Here is a 15,170-nt window from a genome sequence, read left to right on the forward strand (position 1 = left end):
TTATGCTGTTTCGTTAACTAATTCTGAACGCTATGATTAGAAAATAATGATAATGCGGAGGGGATAATGAAATTAGAACAAGAAAATAATCTGATTGCAAAAATTTATGATGCTGCTGTATTGCCATCTCTGTGGCTGGACGTGATCAAAGATATCGTGAGCTATACTAAAAGTAAGAGTGCAATTTTTACCGGTCTGGATCAGCTTAATCCAGGCTATGATTTTGTCTATACGCACAATATCCCGAATGAAAGTCTGGCCGCTTATCAAGATGAGCGTGTCAGAGTGATTGATATGAAACTGCATATGCCCTTATGGAATGCGATCGAGATGGGCGATGCACTGAGTCATAACTGTCAGCACTATGCAGAACAGCCGGGTACGGATCACTATGTTTTCTATGAGAAGTGTTTAAAGCCTGGCGGTGTATCTTATCTGGCAGGGGTATTGCTGGATCGGGGAAATTATCGTTGGGCGGTACTGGGTATTCATCGTGCACCTGAAGTACAGCCTTTTGAACAAGTTGAGCTGGATTTTCTAAGACGCATCAGTATTCATTTACGCCGGGCTTTGCAAATTCACCGGCAAATCAACTTGATTCAACAAGATAATTTAAGCTTGTATACCGTATTGGATAGTTTAAAAACCGGGATTGTACTGCTCGATCAAAACCTGTGTTTAAGTTATTCCAATCCTGTTGCGCAAAAGATGCTTGATCAGAGTTCATGTCTGGATCTCGATATACATAACCGTCTAAAAACCAATTATGCTCAGCAGGTACGTTTTGATCAGCTTCTGGAAAGTGCTTTGCTGGAAGATACGACCATTCAGACTGAAGTAGGTGGAGTCTTGGCGTTGAGTGATGGGGCAGGCTCACAATTCATGCTGACGGTGGTGCCATTTAAAAAATTAAGAAATATGCAACATTTACAGTCTGCTCAGCATCAGATTGCCTTATTTATGACAGAGAAAAAACCAGCATTATTCCCTGTCAAGAGCTTACCTACAACAGTGTTACCAGCTTTCCAAACGAGAGTTTGATTTATGCGAGTTGTTAATTAATGGTTATAAAATAGAAGATATTGCAGAACAGTGTGGCATTACGTTGAGTTCGGTACGGACGTATTTTAAAAATATTTATGAAAAAACCCAATGTTGTTCGCAAATCGAACTGATGCATTTATTGATGGGCTGTACCATTCATTTTGAGCATATTGATTAAACCGGCCTGAATTTCATATTCAAGCCGGTTTATATGGGTTATTTAACGCGTTGCAAGCTTACAGGACCTTCACCTTGCGGGTGGAGGACAAGGGTATTGCCAGAGATATTAATAGATGCAATCGTTTTGCTGCCATCCCAACTGTCTTGTAATCCGCCACACTCATTGGTGTCGAATAAGACTTCAGTGGTGGTGAGCGTGTTTGCCGACAAGGTGTATTTGCCATATTCAATGCCCGGCCAACCACAATCATCTCCGCCTTCAGTGTCTAGGAAGAAATAATAGTTATTGTCAAAGAAGGCAAACAGATGCGTATCGTTTAAACGCCAGCTACCGACCAGACCATTGGACTGTTGAATACGGCTTAAATAATAGGTCGCATTGGCGCCAGGTTCGTTCAGTACCAGACGCGTGCCATCAAAGTTTAATGTATAAAGTTTCTGATCTGCAGGATGTGAAAGCCCCCATTCGCCGTTAGTATCATGAAGGATTACAGGTTGGATTACGCTAGTCGTTGCATCCCACTTCAAGTGTCCTATTTCAATACCTGGTTCACCTGCATCATCTTTTTCCTCGGCTTCACCCAAGGCATAACGGCCATCTTCTAAGATGTGAAGCAATACCGCGCTACTGTCGGTACGGTTGATTTCCCAGGTGCCGGCAATATCTTTGTAGAAGGTCGCTTGAAAGTGTGCTTTAGCATCCTCTTCATTCACTAACTTTTCTTCAGGAATTACTGTTTTGACAATAGCTTCATTTTTAAAGTCATTATAAGGTTGGTCAAAATTAATACTCTGATTTTTTAAGGCATCTGTAGTGGCCGTACTAATTTGAAGTTTGTCATCGTTATCATCTCCATCTAAGGATTGTAAAAATACCAGTAAGTTAAGGCGAGCATTTTCAGTCTCAGCTAAATCCAAAGGGGTAACACGTTCTTTGGCTTCAATTTCATCACCGAGTTGAACATCACCAATATAAAATTTAACCGTTTCTCCTTCATTGAAGTTGAATTCACCATTGTCATTGGTAAAACCTGTAGCACCACTACTTGTGACATAGCGTACTCCAGAAATCACAGCATCCGTCAGCACCCCTGTCTGGGTTCCAATATTACTTGCAGGAGGTGTACTTGAGTTATCATCCGAACCGCCGCAGGCACTAAGTAACCCCGCTAAAGCAAGGCAAAGTAAAGTTTTTTTCATTAGAATCTTCCTGAAATTTATAATGTGGATTCAGTATAAAAAGACCCTCATATTTGCCATATCCCAAAATTAGGAGGTTAAGAGCTTTTTAATGTATGAATCCTTTATATTGGAAAGAAATTCCTATTTATATGGGGAAGCAATCTGAACTATCCGTAAATTGATGTATGAGATAAGTTGAAGGTGGAAAAAATAATCAACTATTCATTTAAAAATTCTAATTATACAAATATAGATTAATTGTTTATTTATTGATCATAGAGCACTATCTATATTTGCCGAGGTTGCTAAAATTCGCGCAGATTTGAATAGAACTGGTGCATAAGGTGTTTGAGAAGTTAGCAGAACAAAGTCTGAATATGATGGGTTGGGAAATTGATAATCACTGGCCACTAGATTTAGAGCAATGTGTCATGATTGCTGCTCCTCATACCAGTAACTGGGATGCACTCTATGCGCGTCTGGCTTTGAAAGCGTTAGGTGTGAATGTTCGCTTAACCATTAAAGACAGTTATATGAAATTTCCATTGGGGCCTTTTGTACGGGCGATGGGCGGAATCGGGATTGACCGTCGACCTAAGCAGCCGGGTGAACCGCGTCCGAGCATGGTACAGGTGATGACGGATTTATTTAAGACCCATCCCAAACTGGTCATGCTGGTCACACCAGAAGCAACGCGTGCCAAACAGGAACAGTGGAAAACCGGTTTTTATCATGTTGCCATCAATGCGGGTGTACCGATTGCTTTGGCTTATATGGACTATGCCAAGAAAAAAACTGGTGTAGGTAAAATTGTTTATCCGACAGGGGATTATGAAAAAGATATGGCGGAAATTATGGCATTTTATGCAGATATTCAGCCAAAATTCCCTGAATGTTTCAGTGTCGATCAGCGTTATTATCAGAATTAAAATTGCATTGTAAAAAAAGCAGGGTATTTTCCCTGCTTTTTTATTGCCTAAGAATTAAGAATATCAGACAAATACTACTTAGTTTTCAGAAGCGGGTAAAATTCCACCGAGGCTTTGACAGGCACTTTTATACAGCTCATATTGCTGTTGCACAACTTCCGATAAGGGAATATCAAATAACTTTTCACCTTGGTGATAATGCTCGATATACGCTTCGGCCTTGGATTTTGTGCTATAGAGCGAATGCTGATAATAATCGGTCATGCTGGTATGCGACATCTGTGACATCTCGATCTGGGAGCACTGGAAATTTTGCAGCAGCTGTTCCGATTTTTTCAGATCGCTAGACATACAACTTGCCAGCAATAAGGTACTGAGCAATGTCGTGATAAATTTCATAGAAAATAGACAAAAGGTTTTATGGGAACACCGTATTGTAGAAGTAAAACCCGGTCACAAAACCTTTTTAATCTACCAGATGGTCAAAAAATAGAACAATAGAATCTAAAAATCCCGGTCTATTCTCTGGTCAGTTAACCTTTAACCAAGCCACCATCCACAATCAGGTTTTGTCCGGTTACTGCACGTGAATAAGGCGATAAAAACATCAGGATTGCAGCAGCAAACTCTTCTGGTGTAATCACGCGGCGTAAAGGAGTTGATTGAGCAATCAGGTCAAAGACAATGTCAGGTGTGGCCTTACTGGCATCTGTGGTTTGTAACAGGCCACCAGAGAGCATATTCACATTGATGCCATATTGTCCCAAGTCCTGCGCCGTGGTGCGGGTAAAGGCCAATAATGCAGCTTTGGCGGTGGTATAGTCATGATAAGGAACCACCGGATTTTGCACCAGGTTTGTACCAATATTCACGATCCGGCCAAAACCCGCGTGCTTCATATCATCTAGTGCGGCTTGTGTGGTATTGAGGGCGGCCTGTACTGCACCACTGAATTGACGTGACATGGTCTCCCAAGTCAAATCTTCAACCTTAGGACGATCATCCCCATTAAATTCAAACTGAATCAGCGCATTATTGACGACCGCATGAATCGCTTCCCCGAAATGGTTTTTTGCCGCAGCAAATAAAGTCCGTACCTGATCAGCCTGAGTGACATCGGCCTGATAAATAAAGACCTGCTCGAAATACTGCTGCGCGAGCTATTCGGCGGTTTGCTGACTGCTATGATAATTGACGACGACGCGAGCACCTTCTGCCAATAGGGCTTGAGTAATCGCCAAGCCCAAGCCACGTGCTCCGCCGGTAACGAGAACAATCTGATCACGAATCTGCATAATGATGATCTATATTACGAAATATTGGCCCTAACATAGCAGTTATGTCAGCGGATTCAAGCCTGAGGCAAAGTAAACCAACTCTGCATGAGATTGGGCTTAAATGAATTGGGACGCTATAAGAAAACAGCCGGCGCTGAACAGCAAACTTAGGATAATACGTTTAAACAGCAGTTCAGAAATTTTATAGAAGAGTTTTGCCCCTAAAATGGCCGGAATACTGACAAAAACTATTAACACTGCCATATAGGGTAAATGACTTTGATCGATCATACCTTGCCATAGATAGGTACCGAGTGCGAAGACCTGAACTGCAAAATTAAAATGCCTCAAGATATAGCGTTGCTGGGCTTTCGGGAGTTGTTTCAACATCACCCATGCTGAAGGGACGGCTCCACAAAAACCACCAAGTCCGCCTAATATTCCACCCATCAATCCGATACTACTGTCGGCTATCTTTCCCGAGCGCTGAATGGTTTTGATTTGTGGATTGAGCAGCATCAGCGGAGACCAGAGCACCAGAAAAATGCCCAAAACCAGTTTAAATGTATCAGCTTGGATGATGTGCAACAGATAAGTACCCAGCGGCACGCCAATCAGACCAGCAATCAGATAAGGCAGCACCAACTGCCTGGATAAAACTAGCTGCTTTTTTTCCTGACTGAGTGAAATCACATGACTCCAGATCGAGGCAAATACCAGCAAGGGCGCGGCCAGTTGCGGAGGCAGCACCCAGACCCAGAAAGACATGGCGATCAGGGCAAAGGCAAAACCGGTCAGCCCCTGTACGAAACCAGCGACTATTGCACCAAGAATAAATAACAGCCAGGTCATAAAGGTAAGGTCAGAAGGAAAGGCAGCAGTATTCTAAAGATCAGGGAAAAAGCCAAGCTTTTAGTTAGCTGTATTTATGCAAATTAAAGTTCAAATGTGCGTAAAATATTAAAACGAAAATAAGGAATGAGTTTTTTATTCCTGCATAAAAAATGCATAAATCACTACAACAGAGCAACAATGAGTTCGTTTAGTCTCCATGAACTCGCCTGATACTGATAGGGTGCAGTAAAGAGATTAGGGACATGATTAAAAAAGCGATTTTACTTTCTGTATTGGCAGTGTCATTAACTGGTTGTGTGGTTGATCCATGGGATGATGGTTCTCGTGATCACCGGGATCGCAACGGACATTATGATCGAGACCACAAGGATCGTGACTGGAAAAATCGGGAGCATAGAGATCATCGGGATTGGAAGCGTGACAGAGGTGACAACCGTGATTGGCGCCGTGATCGTGACTAAAATGATTCTCGCATCTTTCAGTTTGACTATTATTGACAAAAAAGGATTCCGCGGTGGAATCCTTTTTTAATGGGTCTTAATTGTAACTTTATTTAAGAAACACTTTTTTGATAAAGCCCTGCACGCACTGTGCCGGCTTTGGTATTTTTAATGAGTCGCCATGACGCTGGTAATTTAAGCAACTGTAGATCACGGTCTGCTTCCACATAAATATAAGCATTATTTTTCACCAGATGATCCGCCTGTAATGCCAGCTCTTCCCATAAGTTCAGGCTATACGGTGGATCGAGAAAAACCAGATCAAATTGTGTTTGCAGGCTGGTTAAAGCTTGCTGCGCCGTTGCTATTTTCAATTGGGCGCGTGCTTTGGTGACTTGTAATAGTTCAAGATTCTGGGTCAGGAATTGTGCCTGAGTACGATCCGGTTCAATCATGACGACTGAGGCCGCACCACGCGATAAGGCTTCAAAAGCCAAGGCACCAGATCCTGCACAAATGTCCAAAACCTGTGCATTTTGTACGTCCCACATAAGCCAGTTAAACAGGGTTTCGCGTACTCGATCAGGCGTCGGGCGTAAACCCTCAATGCTGGCAAAAGGTAGTTGACGACGTTTCCAGTCACCCCCAATAATTCGAAGTTGGTTTTTCATTTTAGTCTCGTTCTACCGGTGTGGGAGCAGGAGGCGCTACAGCTGGAGCAGCTGCATTTGCAGATGGATTGGTGGCAGGATCTGGTGGCTGAATATTGGCTGGAGCTACAGTTGCTGCATCTTGACTCAACATGCCTGCACCACTTGGCAATTCAGCAGGCTTGATTCCGGCTGTCATCAGACCACCACTGAGCTGATGACCTTGCGGGCGTACCGGCTTCTTATCTTTATGCAGCAACCAGTAATCAAAAATCGGACGAGCCAGCACAGTGGCTGCACTACCGCCACGACCATTTTCCAGAATGACCGCAATCGCAATTTCAGGATTTTCAGCAGGTGCAAAACCGACAAACAGGCCATGATCCAGCTGACGGTCGGTCAATAAGGATTCATTATAACGCTTGCCTTGAGCAATACTCTTCACCTGAGCTGTACCAGTTTTACCTGCAATGGAATATTGTAAGCCACTTTTGATGCCTCGGCCTGTACCAGATTGAATCACGTCGACCATGGCATCACGCATCTTGATCCAGTCTTCTTCCTGACCATTAAAATCGATTTTGCCGTGGGTACCATTATGTACCTTGAACGTTTTGGCACCGCGACTTTCACGTAACACATGCGGAATGACTTTATTGCCATGGTTGGCGGTAATGGCCGTTGCCATGGCCAGTTGTAACGGCGTTGAAGTGAAAGCCCCCTGACCGATACTCACCGAAATAGTTTCACCTCGTAACCATTTGGCGTTACGGGTACGCATCTTCCATTCCGGGTTCGGGTACAGTCCTGAGCTTTCACTTGGTAAATCCACGCCGGTTTTTTCACCAAAACCAAACTGACGCATCCAGGTGTTCATTTTCTCAATGCCCATGCGGTAGGACATGACATAGAAATAAGTATCACAAGAAACGACCTGAGCTTTGTGCATGTTGACTGCGCCATGCCCGGATTTTTTATGGTCACGGAAGCGGTGACTATCGCCCGGCAGACTGAAATAGCCCGGATCAGAAATAGTGGTATCCCAGTCCACCAGACCATAATGCAGGCCGCCCAATGCAAACATCGGTTTAATGGTTGAACCAGGAGGATAAACCCCTTGCACGGCGCGGTTGTATAAAGGTTGATCCAGATTATCACGCAGATCACTATAATCTTTATGACTGATACCGGTCACAAACAGATTTGGATTGAAACTTGGGCTGGAAACCAGCGCCAGAATTTCCCCAGTTTTCGGATTCATCGCCACAATCGCACCACGGCGTCCAGCCAGTTGCTCTGAAGCCACCACCTGCAAACCATAATCCAGTGACAAGAACAGATCATTACCGCGCACCGGATCCTTACGGCCCAAATGCCGTAGCACATTACCAAAAGCATCCGCTTCTACCGATTCATTTCCTGGCACCCCATGCAGAAGTTCTTCATAGGATTTTTCTACCCCAATTTTCCCGATCAGGTTGGTCCCGGCATAAAGATCCTTGTCAATGGCTTTGAGTTCTTTGTCATTAATCCGGCCCACATAACCAATCACATGGGCAAACAGGTCGCCATGCGGATAATAGCGGGTCATCTGGGTTTCAATATTCACGCCCGGAAACTGATATTTGACCTCGCTAAAACGGGCAATATCATTTTCATTCAGGTTGAGCTTGATCGAAACCCGTTCGGTTCTACGTGCTGTTTTGATCCGGCTTTGGAAGCGTTCAATATCTTCTTCAGTCAGCTCCAGAATAGGCTTCAGACGTTCCAAAGTCTGGTCAATATCCTGCACATCGGCGCGGCTTAAAGTTGCGGTAAAAACCGGGTAGTTATCGGCCAGCAATACGCCGTTACGGTCATAAATATAACCGCGCGCTGGAGGCAGAGGTTGCAGACGAATCCGGTTTTGGTCAGAAGCGGTACTGAAGGTCTCGAAATTAAAGAGTTGTAAATAGGCATAGCGGCTAACCAGCAGCAGCATAAAAAAGATGACTATTCCAACAGAAATCCATACTCGACTACGATAGATGCGCTTTTCTTGTTGTGCATTTTTTAAAGGAAAGTGCTGCTTCATACGCGATCGACTTGAGACCTGAGGAAAGGAGGAAAGAATCAAAGTGGAATATTCTAACGCAACTGGACTTGATTTGATAATGAAAAACTGCCATTACGATCAGTTCCTTTAAGCTTTGACTTTGCAGACATGAAAATTGTAAAGTGCTGTATATAAGAGTTGTGATAATTCTGATACAGTAAAATCGAATAAAAATAGGACTATACCAAAAACTATAATTAAGGAAGATGGTGAAGGAATGAACAAGGTTTACCCTTTGTTGGCGTTTGCATTGTGGGCGAACGGGGCCTATGCACATGATCAAATCAATAATACTGCAGATAAAGTAGAAGCTACTCAGGCAAAAGCCTTTAATGTTGGGGCTGGTTTTACCCGGAAGCTGGTACATTTAAATACTGAATGGGTTAATCCTTATGGGATTGCTTATGTGAAAGGTGGGGTTTTTCTGGATGATGATCGAACGATAGGGGGACAAGTAGGCTTTCGTTATCCTGCACATCTGACCGGCAAGGATAAAAATGGGTATTATGTCGGAGGCTATGCGGGTCATATTGAAAGCAAACGCGTCGACAATGAATACAAGGCCCGCTTAGGTGCTGGAATTGATTTGGCCTATGTTTTGTTGAGTTCAGAGCGAATCAGCAGTTTTAGTGTCGGCATTGGTGCCGGAGAGAAATTTGAAGATCAAAATGGTCGTGTGGTGGCCGAAACTGAACCGCGACTACAATTTTCCTATACTTTAAGTATCGGTTTATAGACAAAATATTTGACCTTATAAATATGTGTATTCTGTGAACAAAAAATTAAATATGGAACTTATGCATGCTTGAGTACGTCAACGAATTGTGGCAAACCTTTGTGAATCGCCCGGATTTTTGGGCCGTGCTCAGCATTATTCCGGTGACCGCATTTGTAACGTGGGCTCACGTCTGGATGGCACTGAAAATGGTGTTTTATCCGATCAATTTTTGGGGTGTCCATCTCGGTCCTGTACCTGTCGGCTGGCAGGGGATCGTGCCACGCAAAGCTGGCCGTATTTCAGGCATTATTACCGATAACACTTTGTCTAAACTAGGTTCCATCCGCGAGTTTTTAGAGGCGATGGATCCAGATGATATGGCACGGATCATTGGTGAACAGGTCGGTTTCGAACTTGAACATCTGATTGATGAAGTGATGATGGATCGTAATGCAGTCCTTTGGGAAAACCTGCCTTTTGCCATCAAACGCAGAATTTATGCACAGGCACAAAAACAAATGCCGGCAATTTTGCGTGAATTGGTGACCGAGCTGACCATGAACGTCGAGTCACTTGTCGATATGCGTGAAATGGTGGTCAGCCAGATGGAAGGTGACCGTCGGTTAATGGTGCGTATGTTCCTGAAAGTGGGCCAAAAAGAAATCAATTTTATTTGGCATATCAGTGCACTCATCGGCATGTTCTTTGGTATTTTCCAGATGATTGTCTGGTTCGTGGTGCCGTGGCACTGGACTGTCCCGTTCTGGGCTGCCATCTGGGGCTTTTTGACCAACTGGATTGCAATCTGGATGGTATTCAACCCGCTCTATCCGCACCCGGTAAAGTACCCGCAATTCTTTAGCCGTACCACAAGTCGCCAGTTTCCATGGATTAAACCTGTCATTCCGCGTATTGGCACCTATAACATACAAGGCGCATTTATGAAACGTCAGGATGAAGTCTCTGATGTTTTCGCAAGTGTAGTCACAGAAGATCTGATTACGTTAAAATCGATCATGACCGAGATGATGTATGGCGGGAAAAAAGACAAAACCCGCCGCATTGTCAAACGTCATATTAATGAAATTATGGAAACACCCCTGGTTCGGACCTCTTTACAGCTGTCTTTAGGGCCAAAAGAGTATGCAAAACTCAAGACGGACTTGATCGATCGCTCGATTGAAATTACGATGGTGCCTGTATGCGACCCAGCATTTAATGCGAGCCGTGCACAGAAAATCTATCAAATGTTTAGAGACCGCATACGCGAGTTGACTCCGAAGGAGTTTCAGAATCTTTTACGTCCTGCATTTCAGGAAGATGAATGGATTCTGATTTTATTGGGTGGGGTAACCGGTTTTGTCGCGGGTTTAATCCATTTGTTTGTGGCTTTCTTATAATGAGATGCCGGGGGACACAATCGGGCGATTGTGGTCGTGGCGTCATACATATTGTTTAAATGAGGATGTTTATATATGCGCATTATCTTACTCGGACCACCTGGAGCAGGTAAAGGTACACAAGCTCAGTTGATCTGTAAGCGCTACAATATCCCACAAATTTCAACCGGTGATATGCTCCGTGCTGCAATTCGTGAAGGAACTGAATTAGGTCTACAAGCTAAAAGTGTCATGGACAATGGCGGTTTGGTTTCTGATGAGTTGATCATTGGTCTGGTCAAAGAGCGTATTGCGCAACCTGATTGTGTAAATGGCTGTATTTTTGATGGTTTCCCGCGTACCATTCCTCAAGCAGAAGCTTTAGAAAACGAAGGTATCAACATCGATCACGTGATTGAAATCGATGTTCCAGATGAAGAGATCGTACAACGTCTTTCTGGCCGTCGTCAGCACCCGGCATCTGGCCGTGTGTATCACATCGTTTACAACCCGCCAAAAGTGGAAGGTAAAGATGACGAAACGGGTGAAGATCTGGTTCAGCGTCCAGATGATCTGGAAGCGACAATTCGTAAACGTTTAGGTTCTTACCATACTGAAACTGAGCAACTGGTGGGCTTCTACCAAGGCCGTGCAGCATCAGGTGAAAATGCACCGACTTACAACAAGTTAAACGGTCTGCGTCCAATCGATCAGGTTCAGACTGAGCTTTTCGCGATTCTGGATCAAGCAAAATAATCGGCTAACGATGATTTTGACAATCGAAGAGCCCTAAGTCATATTAGGGCTCTTTTTTATTGCGTATTTGAACAGGTGCTGTGGCTATGAAATTTGGCGTGTTGGTGTTAATGATTATATTTCTGGCAGTGTTGGTGGGTCTGTTCTATATGAGTTTTAAAATACTGAATAAAGTACGTCAGGAAGAACGTGCAGAAAATGCAGCCAAGCATCCACAACGCCAATTGCACCCGAAATTGCAGGCGGAGCTTGAACAGCGCAAAAAAGAACAGGAACAGGCTGAACACGATCAGAATAAATAATTCGGCATGCTTTAGTGGAAGCTGAGTCCAGTTTTAAATAAAAGCGGTATGTTGAAAATTGTAGAAAAGGTGAGGTATTGATCACCTTTTTTTCGGTCTTAGTTTAGTTCTGCAATTCTATTCAGAAATAGCGATATTCTTCACTGCAATTGCGCGCGCTGCACCAAATTCAAAACGATCAGGCCAGTTACACACATCGGCGACCACACATTCATGACATTTCGGTTTACGGGCAATACAGCAATAACGGCCATGTAAAATCAGCCAATGATGAGAATCAATGATAAATTCTTTCGGAATCACTTTGACCAGTCGATGCTCAACTTCAAGCACATTTTTACCTGTAGCCAATCCGGTACGGTTACCAACCCGGAAAATATGTGTATCCACCGCCATGGTCGGTTGACCAAAGGCAGTATTCAGCACCACATTGGCCGTTTTGCGTCCCACACCCGGCAAGGCTTCCAGATCCGCACGATTATCCGGTACCACGCTGTTGTGCTTCTGAATCAGCATCTCACAGGCTTTAATTACGTTAACTGCTTTTGAGTTATATAAACCAATAGTCTTGATATATTCCTTTAAACCATCCACACCAAGCGCATAAATCGTTTCCGGTGTATTGGCGACTGGAAACAGTTTGTCCGTGGCCTTATTCACGCTGACATCGGTGGCTTGGGCAGACAGAGTCACGGCGACCAGTAATTCAAAGGGATTGGCATAATTCAGCTCGGTTTTCGGATTGGGGCGCTGTTCACGCAGGCGTTCAAAAAAGGTCTGAATCTGTTTTTTGGTCATGTTTTTTACAGGTTTTGTGCTCGCAGTGGTCATGTACTTATCCCTGTAAGGTCTGTAATTTTTCAGCTAATTCTGTCAGTTGCAGGCGTTTGCTGGCATCTTCACGAACCGAAAGCTGTTTTTCCAGCTTTTTAATTTGGGTGCGTAGTTTTGCCAGTTCAATCGTGGTTTTAGAATCTAGCGTAATCGGAGTATTCGCCGGCTTATTCACAACTTCAATCACAGGAAGCTGCTCATTTAAAGCAGAGAACTGGGCAAACAGGGCAGTATTGATTTCTGCACGGACGACTGGGCCCTTGCGGTCAGTACGGCGTTTTTCTTCACGCTGGATATGCGCATAATAGCGCTGACGTAAATCGTCCTGCTCAGCAATACGCTGTGCTTCAGTCGGCAAAGGCTGTGGGTCTTCGACCAGATCGATACAGTCAACCGGACACGGTGGAATGCACAGTTCGCAGCCAGTACACAGATCGGTCAGAATTGTATGCATCAGTTTGCCGGCGCCAATAATCGCATCGACCGGGCAGGCGCTAATACATTTGGTACAGCCTATACATTCATCTTCACGAATTACGGCTTTGATGCGCTGCGGGCGACCGTCGGCTTGAATGGGCCAGACACTTTCTTCTGCCACAAGTTCAGGACGATTTAATAATGCAGCCAAAGCATCGGCAACAGGCTGTCCGCCTGGCACACATTTATTGGCATTTTCACCCTCAGCAATCGACTGGGCATAAGGTAAACATCCGTCACGATGACCACAGAGTCCACATTGGGTTTGAGGGAGTAAAGCATCAATCGATTGGACCAGAGAAATTGGCGAATTCATGAATAACCAGAGCTGCTCATGCTGAGCTTTGCAGTAAGTGAAACAAAATATGTCGAGTTATGCATTTTAACATATTTTTAAACTCCTAAGTCGTGCGCAATTAAGGGTCAAGTTATGCCTTATTATTAAGCATAAATCTGAATCTAAGCCTTGATTCAATTGGCATTTCCTGACATAGAAAAAATATTCATAATCAATATAAATATTTGTTATCAAATTAATTTTAAAGTATTTTCAAAAAAAGTATTGTAGATTAGTTACAAAAGATATTTAATATTTTGCGCCAAAATTTAACATTGATTGTAAATTTGACCAATTTTGATCCATTTTCTGCTGAGGATTAAGCGTTGAAATACAACACACTTAATGAGTTCCTAGATTACGTAAAATCACGTGATGCACACCAACCAGAATTTCTTCAAGCTGTCGAAGAAGTGATGACCAGTTTGTGGCCATTCATTCAAAAGAATCCACAATACGCAGCACATGGTTTGCTAGAACGTCTAGTTGAGCCAGAACGTGCGATCCAGTTCCGAGTTTCTTGGGTAGATGACCAAGGTCAAACTCAGGTAAACCGTGCGTTCCGCGTACAATACAACTCAGCGATCGGTCCATTTAAAGGTGGTATGCGTTTCCACCCTTCCGTGAATCTTTCAATCCTAAAATTCTTAGGCTTTGAGCAAACATTTAAAAATGCTTTAACCACACTTCCTATGGGTGGTGGTAAAGGCGGTTCTGATTTTGACCCTAAAGGCAAATCAGAAGGCGAAATCATGCGTTTCTGCCAAGCTTTAATGATCGAGCTATATCGTCACCTAGGTGCGAACACAGATATCCCTGCAGGTGATATTGGTGTGGGCGGTCGTGAAGTGGGCTATATGGCCGGCATGATGAAAAAATTAAGTAACGACACTGCATGTGTATTCACCGGTAAAGGTTTAACCTTCGGTGGTTCATTGGCGCGTCCGGAAGCAACGGGTTACGGTACTGTGTATTTCGCTGAGGAAATGCTCAAGTCTCGTGGCGAAAGCTTCAAAGACAAAGTTGTCGCAATTTCAGGTTCTGGTAACGTTGCGCAATATGCTGCTGACAAAGCGTTGTATCTGGGCGCGAAAGTGGTTTCACTTTCTGACTCTGCGGGTACGGTTCACGTCAAAGACGGTTTCACTGAAGCATTGCTTGCTGAAGTGATGGAACTTAAAAACGTAAAACGGGGTCGTATTTCAGAATTTGCCTCTAAACATGGTTTTGAATATCTGGAAGGACAACGTCCTTGGGGTATTCCATGTGATATCGCACTGCCATGCGCGACTCAAAACGAACTGGATGCGGAGGATGCTGAAAAGCTTCTCGCAAATGGCGTGATCTGTGTCGCTGAAGGTGCAAACATGCCTTCAACCTTGGCTGCTGTAGAGAAATTCATTGAAGCGAAAACGCTTTATGCGCCAGGTAAAGCATCAAATGCAGGTGGTGTTGCCACTTCTGGTCTGGAAATGTCGCAAAATGCATTGCGTTTAGGCTGGACCTTTGAGGAAGTTGATGAGCGTTTACATGCGATCATGAAAGAAATTCACCGTAACTGCGTAAAATTCGGTACCAAAGAAGACGGTACTGTGAACTATGTAGACGGTGCCAACATTGCAGGCTTCGTAAAAGTGGCTGATGCAATGCTTGCTCAAGGTGTATTCTAAGTCTGATTGAGTGTCGCTTTAAAAAAACCGAGGCCATAGCCTCGG

Annotated in this window: 14 protein-coding genes and 2 pseudogenes; 8 read left to right on the plus strand and 8 right to left on the minus strand. The window is 43.9% G+C overall.

Annotation, left to right across the window (positions count from 1 at the left end; all coding sequences use genetic code 11):
* The first annotated feature begins 66 nt into the window (after positions 1-66).
* A pseudogene (locus FTV30_RS05525) lies at positions 67-1,222 on the plus strand (LuxR C-terminal-related transcriptional regulator).
* Positions 1,223-1,260: 38 nt separating this feature from the next.
* Here FTV30_RS05525 and FTV30_RS05530 read toward each other — a convergent pair.
* Positions 1,261-2,424 carry a lipocalin family protein gene (locus tag FTV30_RS05530; RefSeq protein WP_180001162.1) on the minus strand — a complete coding sequence of 388 codons (1,164 nt, stop codon included), beginning with the start codon at positions 2,422-2,424 and terminating at the stop codon, positions 1,261-1,263.
* 362 nt (positions 2,425-2,786) lie between these two features.
* On the opposite strand from FTV30_RS05530, the gene FTV30_RS05535 reads away from it, so the two are divergent.
* Positions 2,787-3,335: a 1-acyl-sn-glycerol-3-phosphate acyltransferase gene (locus FTV30_RS05535; RefSeq protein WP_171294118.1), complete on the plus strand. Its 549-nt coding sequence runs from the start codon at positions 2,787-2,789 to the stop codon at positions 3,333-3,335.
* Between the two features lie 78 nt (positions 3,336-3,413).
* On the opposite strand, the gene FTV30_RS05540 is transcribed toward FTV30_RS05535, so the two are convergent.
* From FTV30_RS05540 to FTV30_RS05550, 3 genes and pseudogenes are all read right to left on the minus strand, one after another.
* On the minus strand, positions 3,414-3,734 hold the full coding sequence (locus FTV30_RS05540; RefSeq protein ID WP_159516441.1) for a hypothetical protein: 321 nt from the start codon (positions 3,732-3,734) through the stop codon (positions 3,414-3,416).
* A gap of 134 nt (positions 3,735-3,868) precedes the next feature.
* Positions 3,869-4,630 (minus strand): annotated as a pseudogene (locus FTV30_RS05545) (3-oxoacyl-ACP reductase).
* A gap of 99 nt (positions 4,631-4,729) precedes the next feature.
* A complete protein-coding gene (locus tag FTV30_RS05550) occupies positions 4,730-5,464 on the minus strand; it encodes a sulfite exporter TauE/SafE family protein (RefSeq protein ID WP_180001163.1) in 735 nt (244 codons plus the stop codon).
* Positions 5,465-5,709: 245 nt separating this feature from the next.
* Here FTV30_RS05550 and FTV30_RS05555 point away from each other — a divergent pair, with 245 nt between their 5' ends.
* The gene (locus FTV30_RS05555) at positions 5,710-5,928 is read left to right on the plus strand and encodes a hypothetical protein (RefSeq protein ID WP_005171910.1); all 219 of its coding nucleotides are present in this window, start codon (positions 5,710-5,712) and stop codon (positions 5,926-5,928) included.
* A gap of 92 nt (positions 5,929-6,020) precedes the next feature.
* Here FTV30_RS05555 and rsmD read toward each other — a convergent pair whose 3' ends face one another.
* Entirely contained in the window at positions 6,021-6,578 is a 558-nt protein-coding gene (gene rsmD / locus FTV30_RS05560) for a 16S rRNA (guanine(966)-N(2))-methyltransferase RsmD (protein ID WP_005096323.1), read from the minus strand.
* Between the two features lies 1 nt (position 6,579).
* Positions 6,580-8,631, minus strand: a complete 2,052-nt coding sequence (mrdA, locus tag FTV30_RS05565) for a penicillin-binding protein 2 (protein WP_005171906.1) — start codon at positions 8,629-8,631, stop codon at positions 6,580-6,582.
* A gap of 238 nt (positions 8,632-8,869) precedes the next feature.
* Here mrdA and FTV30_RS05570 point away from each other — a divergent pair, with 238 nt between their 5' ends.
* The 4 genes from FTV30_RS05570 (at position 8,870) to FTV30_RS05585 (ending at position 11,807) form a co-directional block, all read left to right on the plus strand.
* The gene (locus tag FTV30_RS05570; protein WP_180001164.1) at positions 8,870-9,388 is read left to right on the plus strand and encodes a hypothetical protein; all 519 of its coding nucleotides are present in this window, start codon (positions 8,870-8,872) and stop codon (positions 9,386-9,388) included.
* A 65-nt stretch (positions 9,389-9,453) separates the two neighbouring features.
* On the plus strand, positions 9,454-10,770 hold the full coding sequence (locus tag FTV30_RS05575) for a hypothetical protein (protein ID WP_180001165.1): 1,317 nt from the start codon (positions 9,454-9,456) through the stop codon (positions 10,768-10,770).
* 75 nt (positions 10,771-10,845) lie between these two features.
* On the plus strand, positions 10,846-11,505 hold the full coding sequence (gene adk, locus FTV30_RS05580; protein WP_005096329.1) for an adenylate kinase: 660 nt from the start codon (positions 10,846-10,848) through the stop codon (positions 11,503-11,505).
* A gap of 86 nt (positions 11,506-11,591) precedes the next feature.
* Positions 11,592-11,807, plus strand: a complete 216-nt coding sequence (locus FTV30_RS05585) for a hypothetical protein (RefSeq protein WP_100534398.1) — start codon at positions 11,592-11,594, stop codon at positions 11,805-11,807.
* Positions 11,808-11,924: 117 nt separating this feature from the next.
* Here the strand turns inward: FTV30_RS05585 and nth are convergent, their stop codons facing one another.
* Both nth and FTV30_RS05595 read right to left on the minus strand, forming a co-directional pair.
* Entirely contained in the window at positions 11,925-12,638 is a 714-nt protein-coding gene (gene nth, locus FTV30_RS05590) for an endonuclease III (protein ID WP_100328794.1), read from the minus strand.
* A gap of 4 nt (positions 12,639-12,642) precedes the next feature.
* Complete coding sequence (locus tag FTV30_RS05595) at positions 12,643-13,434, minus strand: RnfABCDGE type electron transport complex subunit B (RefSeq protein ID WP_100328793.1); 792 nt, start codon at positions 13,432-13,434, stop codon at positions 12,643-12,645.
* 347 nt (positions 13,435-13,781) lie between these two features.
* Here FTV30_RS05595 and gdhA point away from each other — a divergent pair, with 347 nt between their 5' ends.
* Positions 13,782-15,125, plus strand: coding sequence for an NADP-specific glutamate dehydrogenase (gene gdhA / locus FTV30_RS05600; protein WP_074383062.1), 1,344 nt, complete (start codon positions 13,782-13,784; stop codon positions 15,123-15,125).
* Positions 15,126-15,170: the final 45 nt, after the last annotated feature.

The organism is Acinetobacter sp. YH12255 (assembly GCF_013417355.1).
Lineage (GTDB): Bacteria > Pseudomonadota > Gammaproteobacteria > Pseudomonadales > Moraxellaceae > Acinetobacter > Acinetobacter pseudolwoffii.

Coding starts and splice junctions, on each gene's coding strand:
- FTV30_RS05530 (WP_180001162.1), bottom strand. CDS start 2,424: ATGAAAAAAACTTTACTTTGCCTTGCTTTAGCGGGGTTACTTAGTGCC.
- FTV30_RS05535 (WP_171294118.1), top strand. CDS start 2,787: ATGGGTTGGGAAATTGATAATCACTGGCCACTAGATTTAGAGCAATGT.
- FTV30_RS05540 (WP_159516441.1), bottom strand. CDS start 3,734: ATGAAATTTATCACGACATTGCTCAGTACCTTATTGCTGGCAAGTTGT.
- FTV30_RS05550 (WP_180001163.1), bottom strand. CDS start 5,464: ATGACCTGGCTGTTATTTATTCTTGGTGCAATAGTCGCTGGTTTCGTA.
- FTV30_RS05555 (WP_005171910.1), top strand. CDS start 5,710: ATGATTAAAAAAGCGATTTTACTTTCTGTATTGGCAGTGTCATTAACT.
- rsmD (WP_005096323.1), bottom strand. CDS start 6,578: ATGAAAAACCAACTTCGAATTATTGGGGGTGACTGGAAACGTCGTCAA.
- mrdA (WP_005171906.1), bottom strand. CDS start 8,631: ATGAAGCAGCACTTTCCTTTAAAAAATGCACAACAAGAAAAGCGCATC.
- FTV30_RS05570 (WP_180001164.1), top strand. CDS start 8,870: ATGAACAAGGTTTACCCTTTGTTGGCGTTTGCATTGTGGGCGAACGGG.
- FTV30_RS05575 (WP_180001165.1), top strand. CDS start 9,454: ATGCTTGAGTACGTCAACGAATTGTGGCAAACCTTTGTGAATCGCCCG.
- adk (WP_005096329.1), top strand. CDS start 10,846: ATGCGCATTATCTTACTCGGACCACCTGGAGCAGGTAAAGGTACACAA.
- FTV30_RS05585 (WP_100534398.1), top strand. CDS start 11,592: ATGAAATTTGGCGTGTTGGTGTTAATGATTATATTTCTGGCAGTGTTG.
- nth (WP_100328794.1), bottom strand. CDS start 12,638: ATGACCACTGCGAGCACAAAACCTGTAAAAAACATGACCAAAAAACAG.
- FTV30_RS05595 (WP_100328793.1), bottom strand. CDS start 13,434: ATGAATTCGCCAATTTCTCTGGTCCAATCGATTGATGCTTTACTCCCT.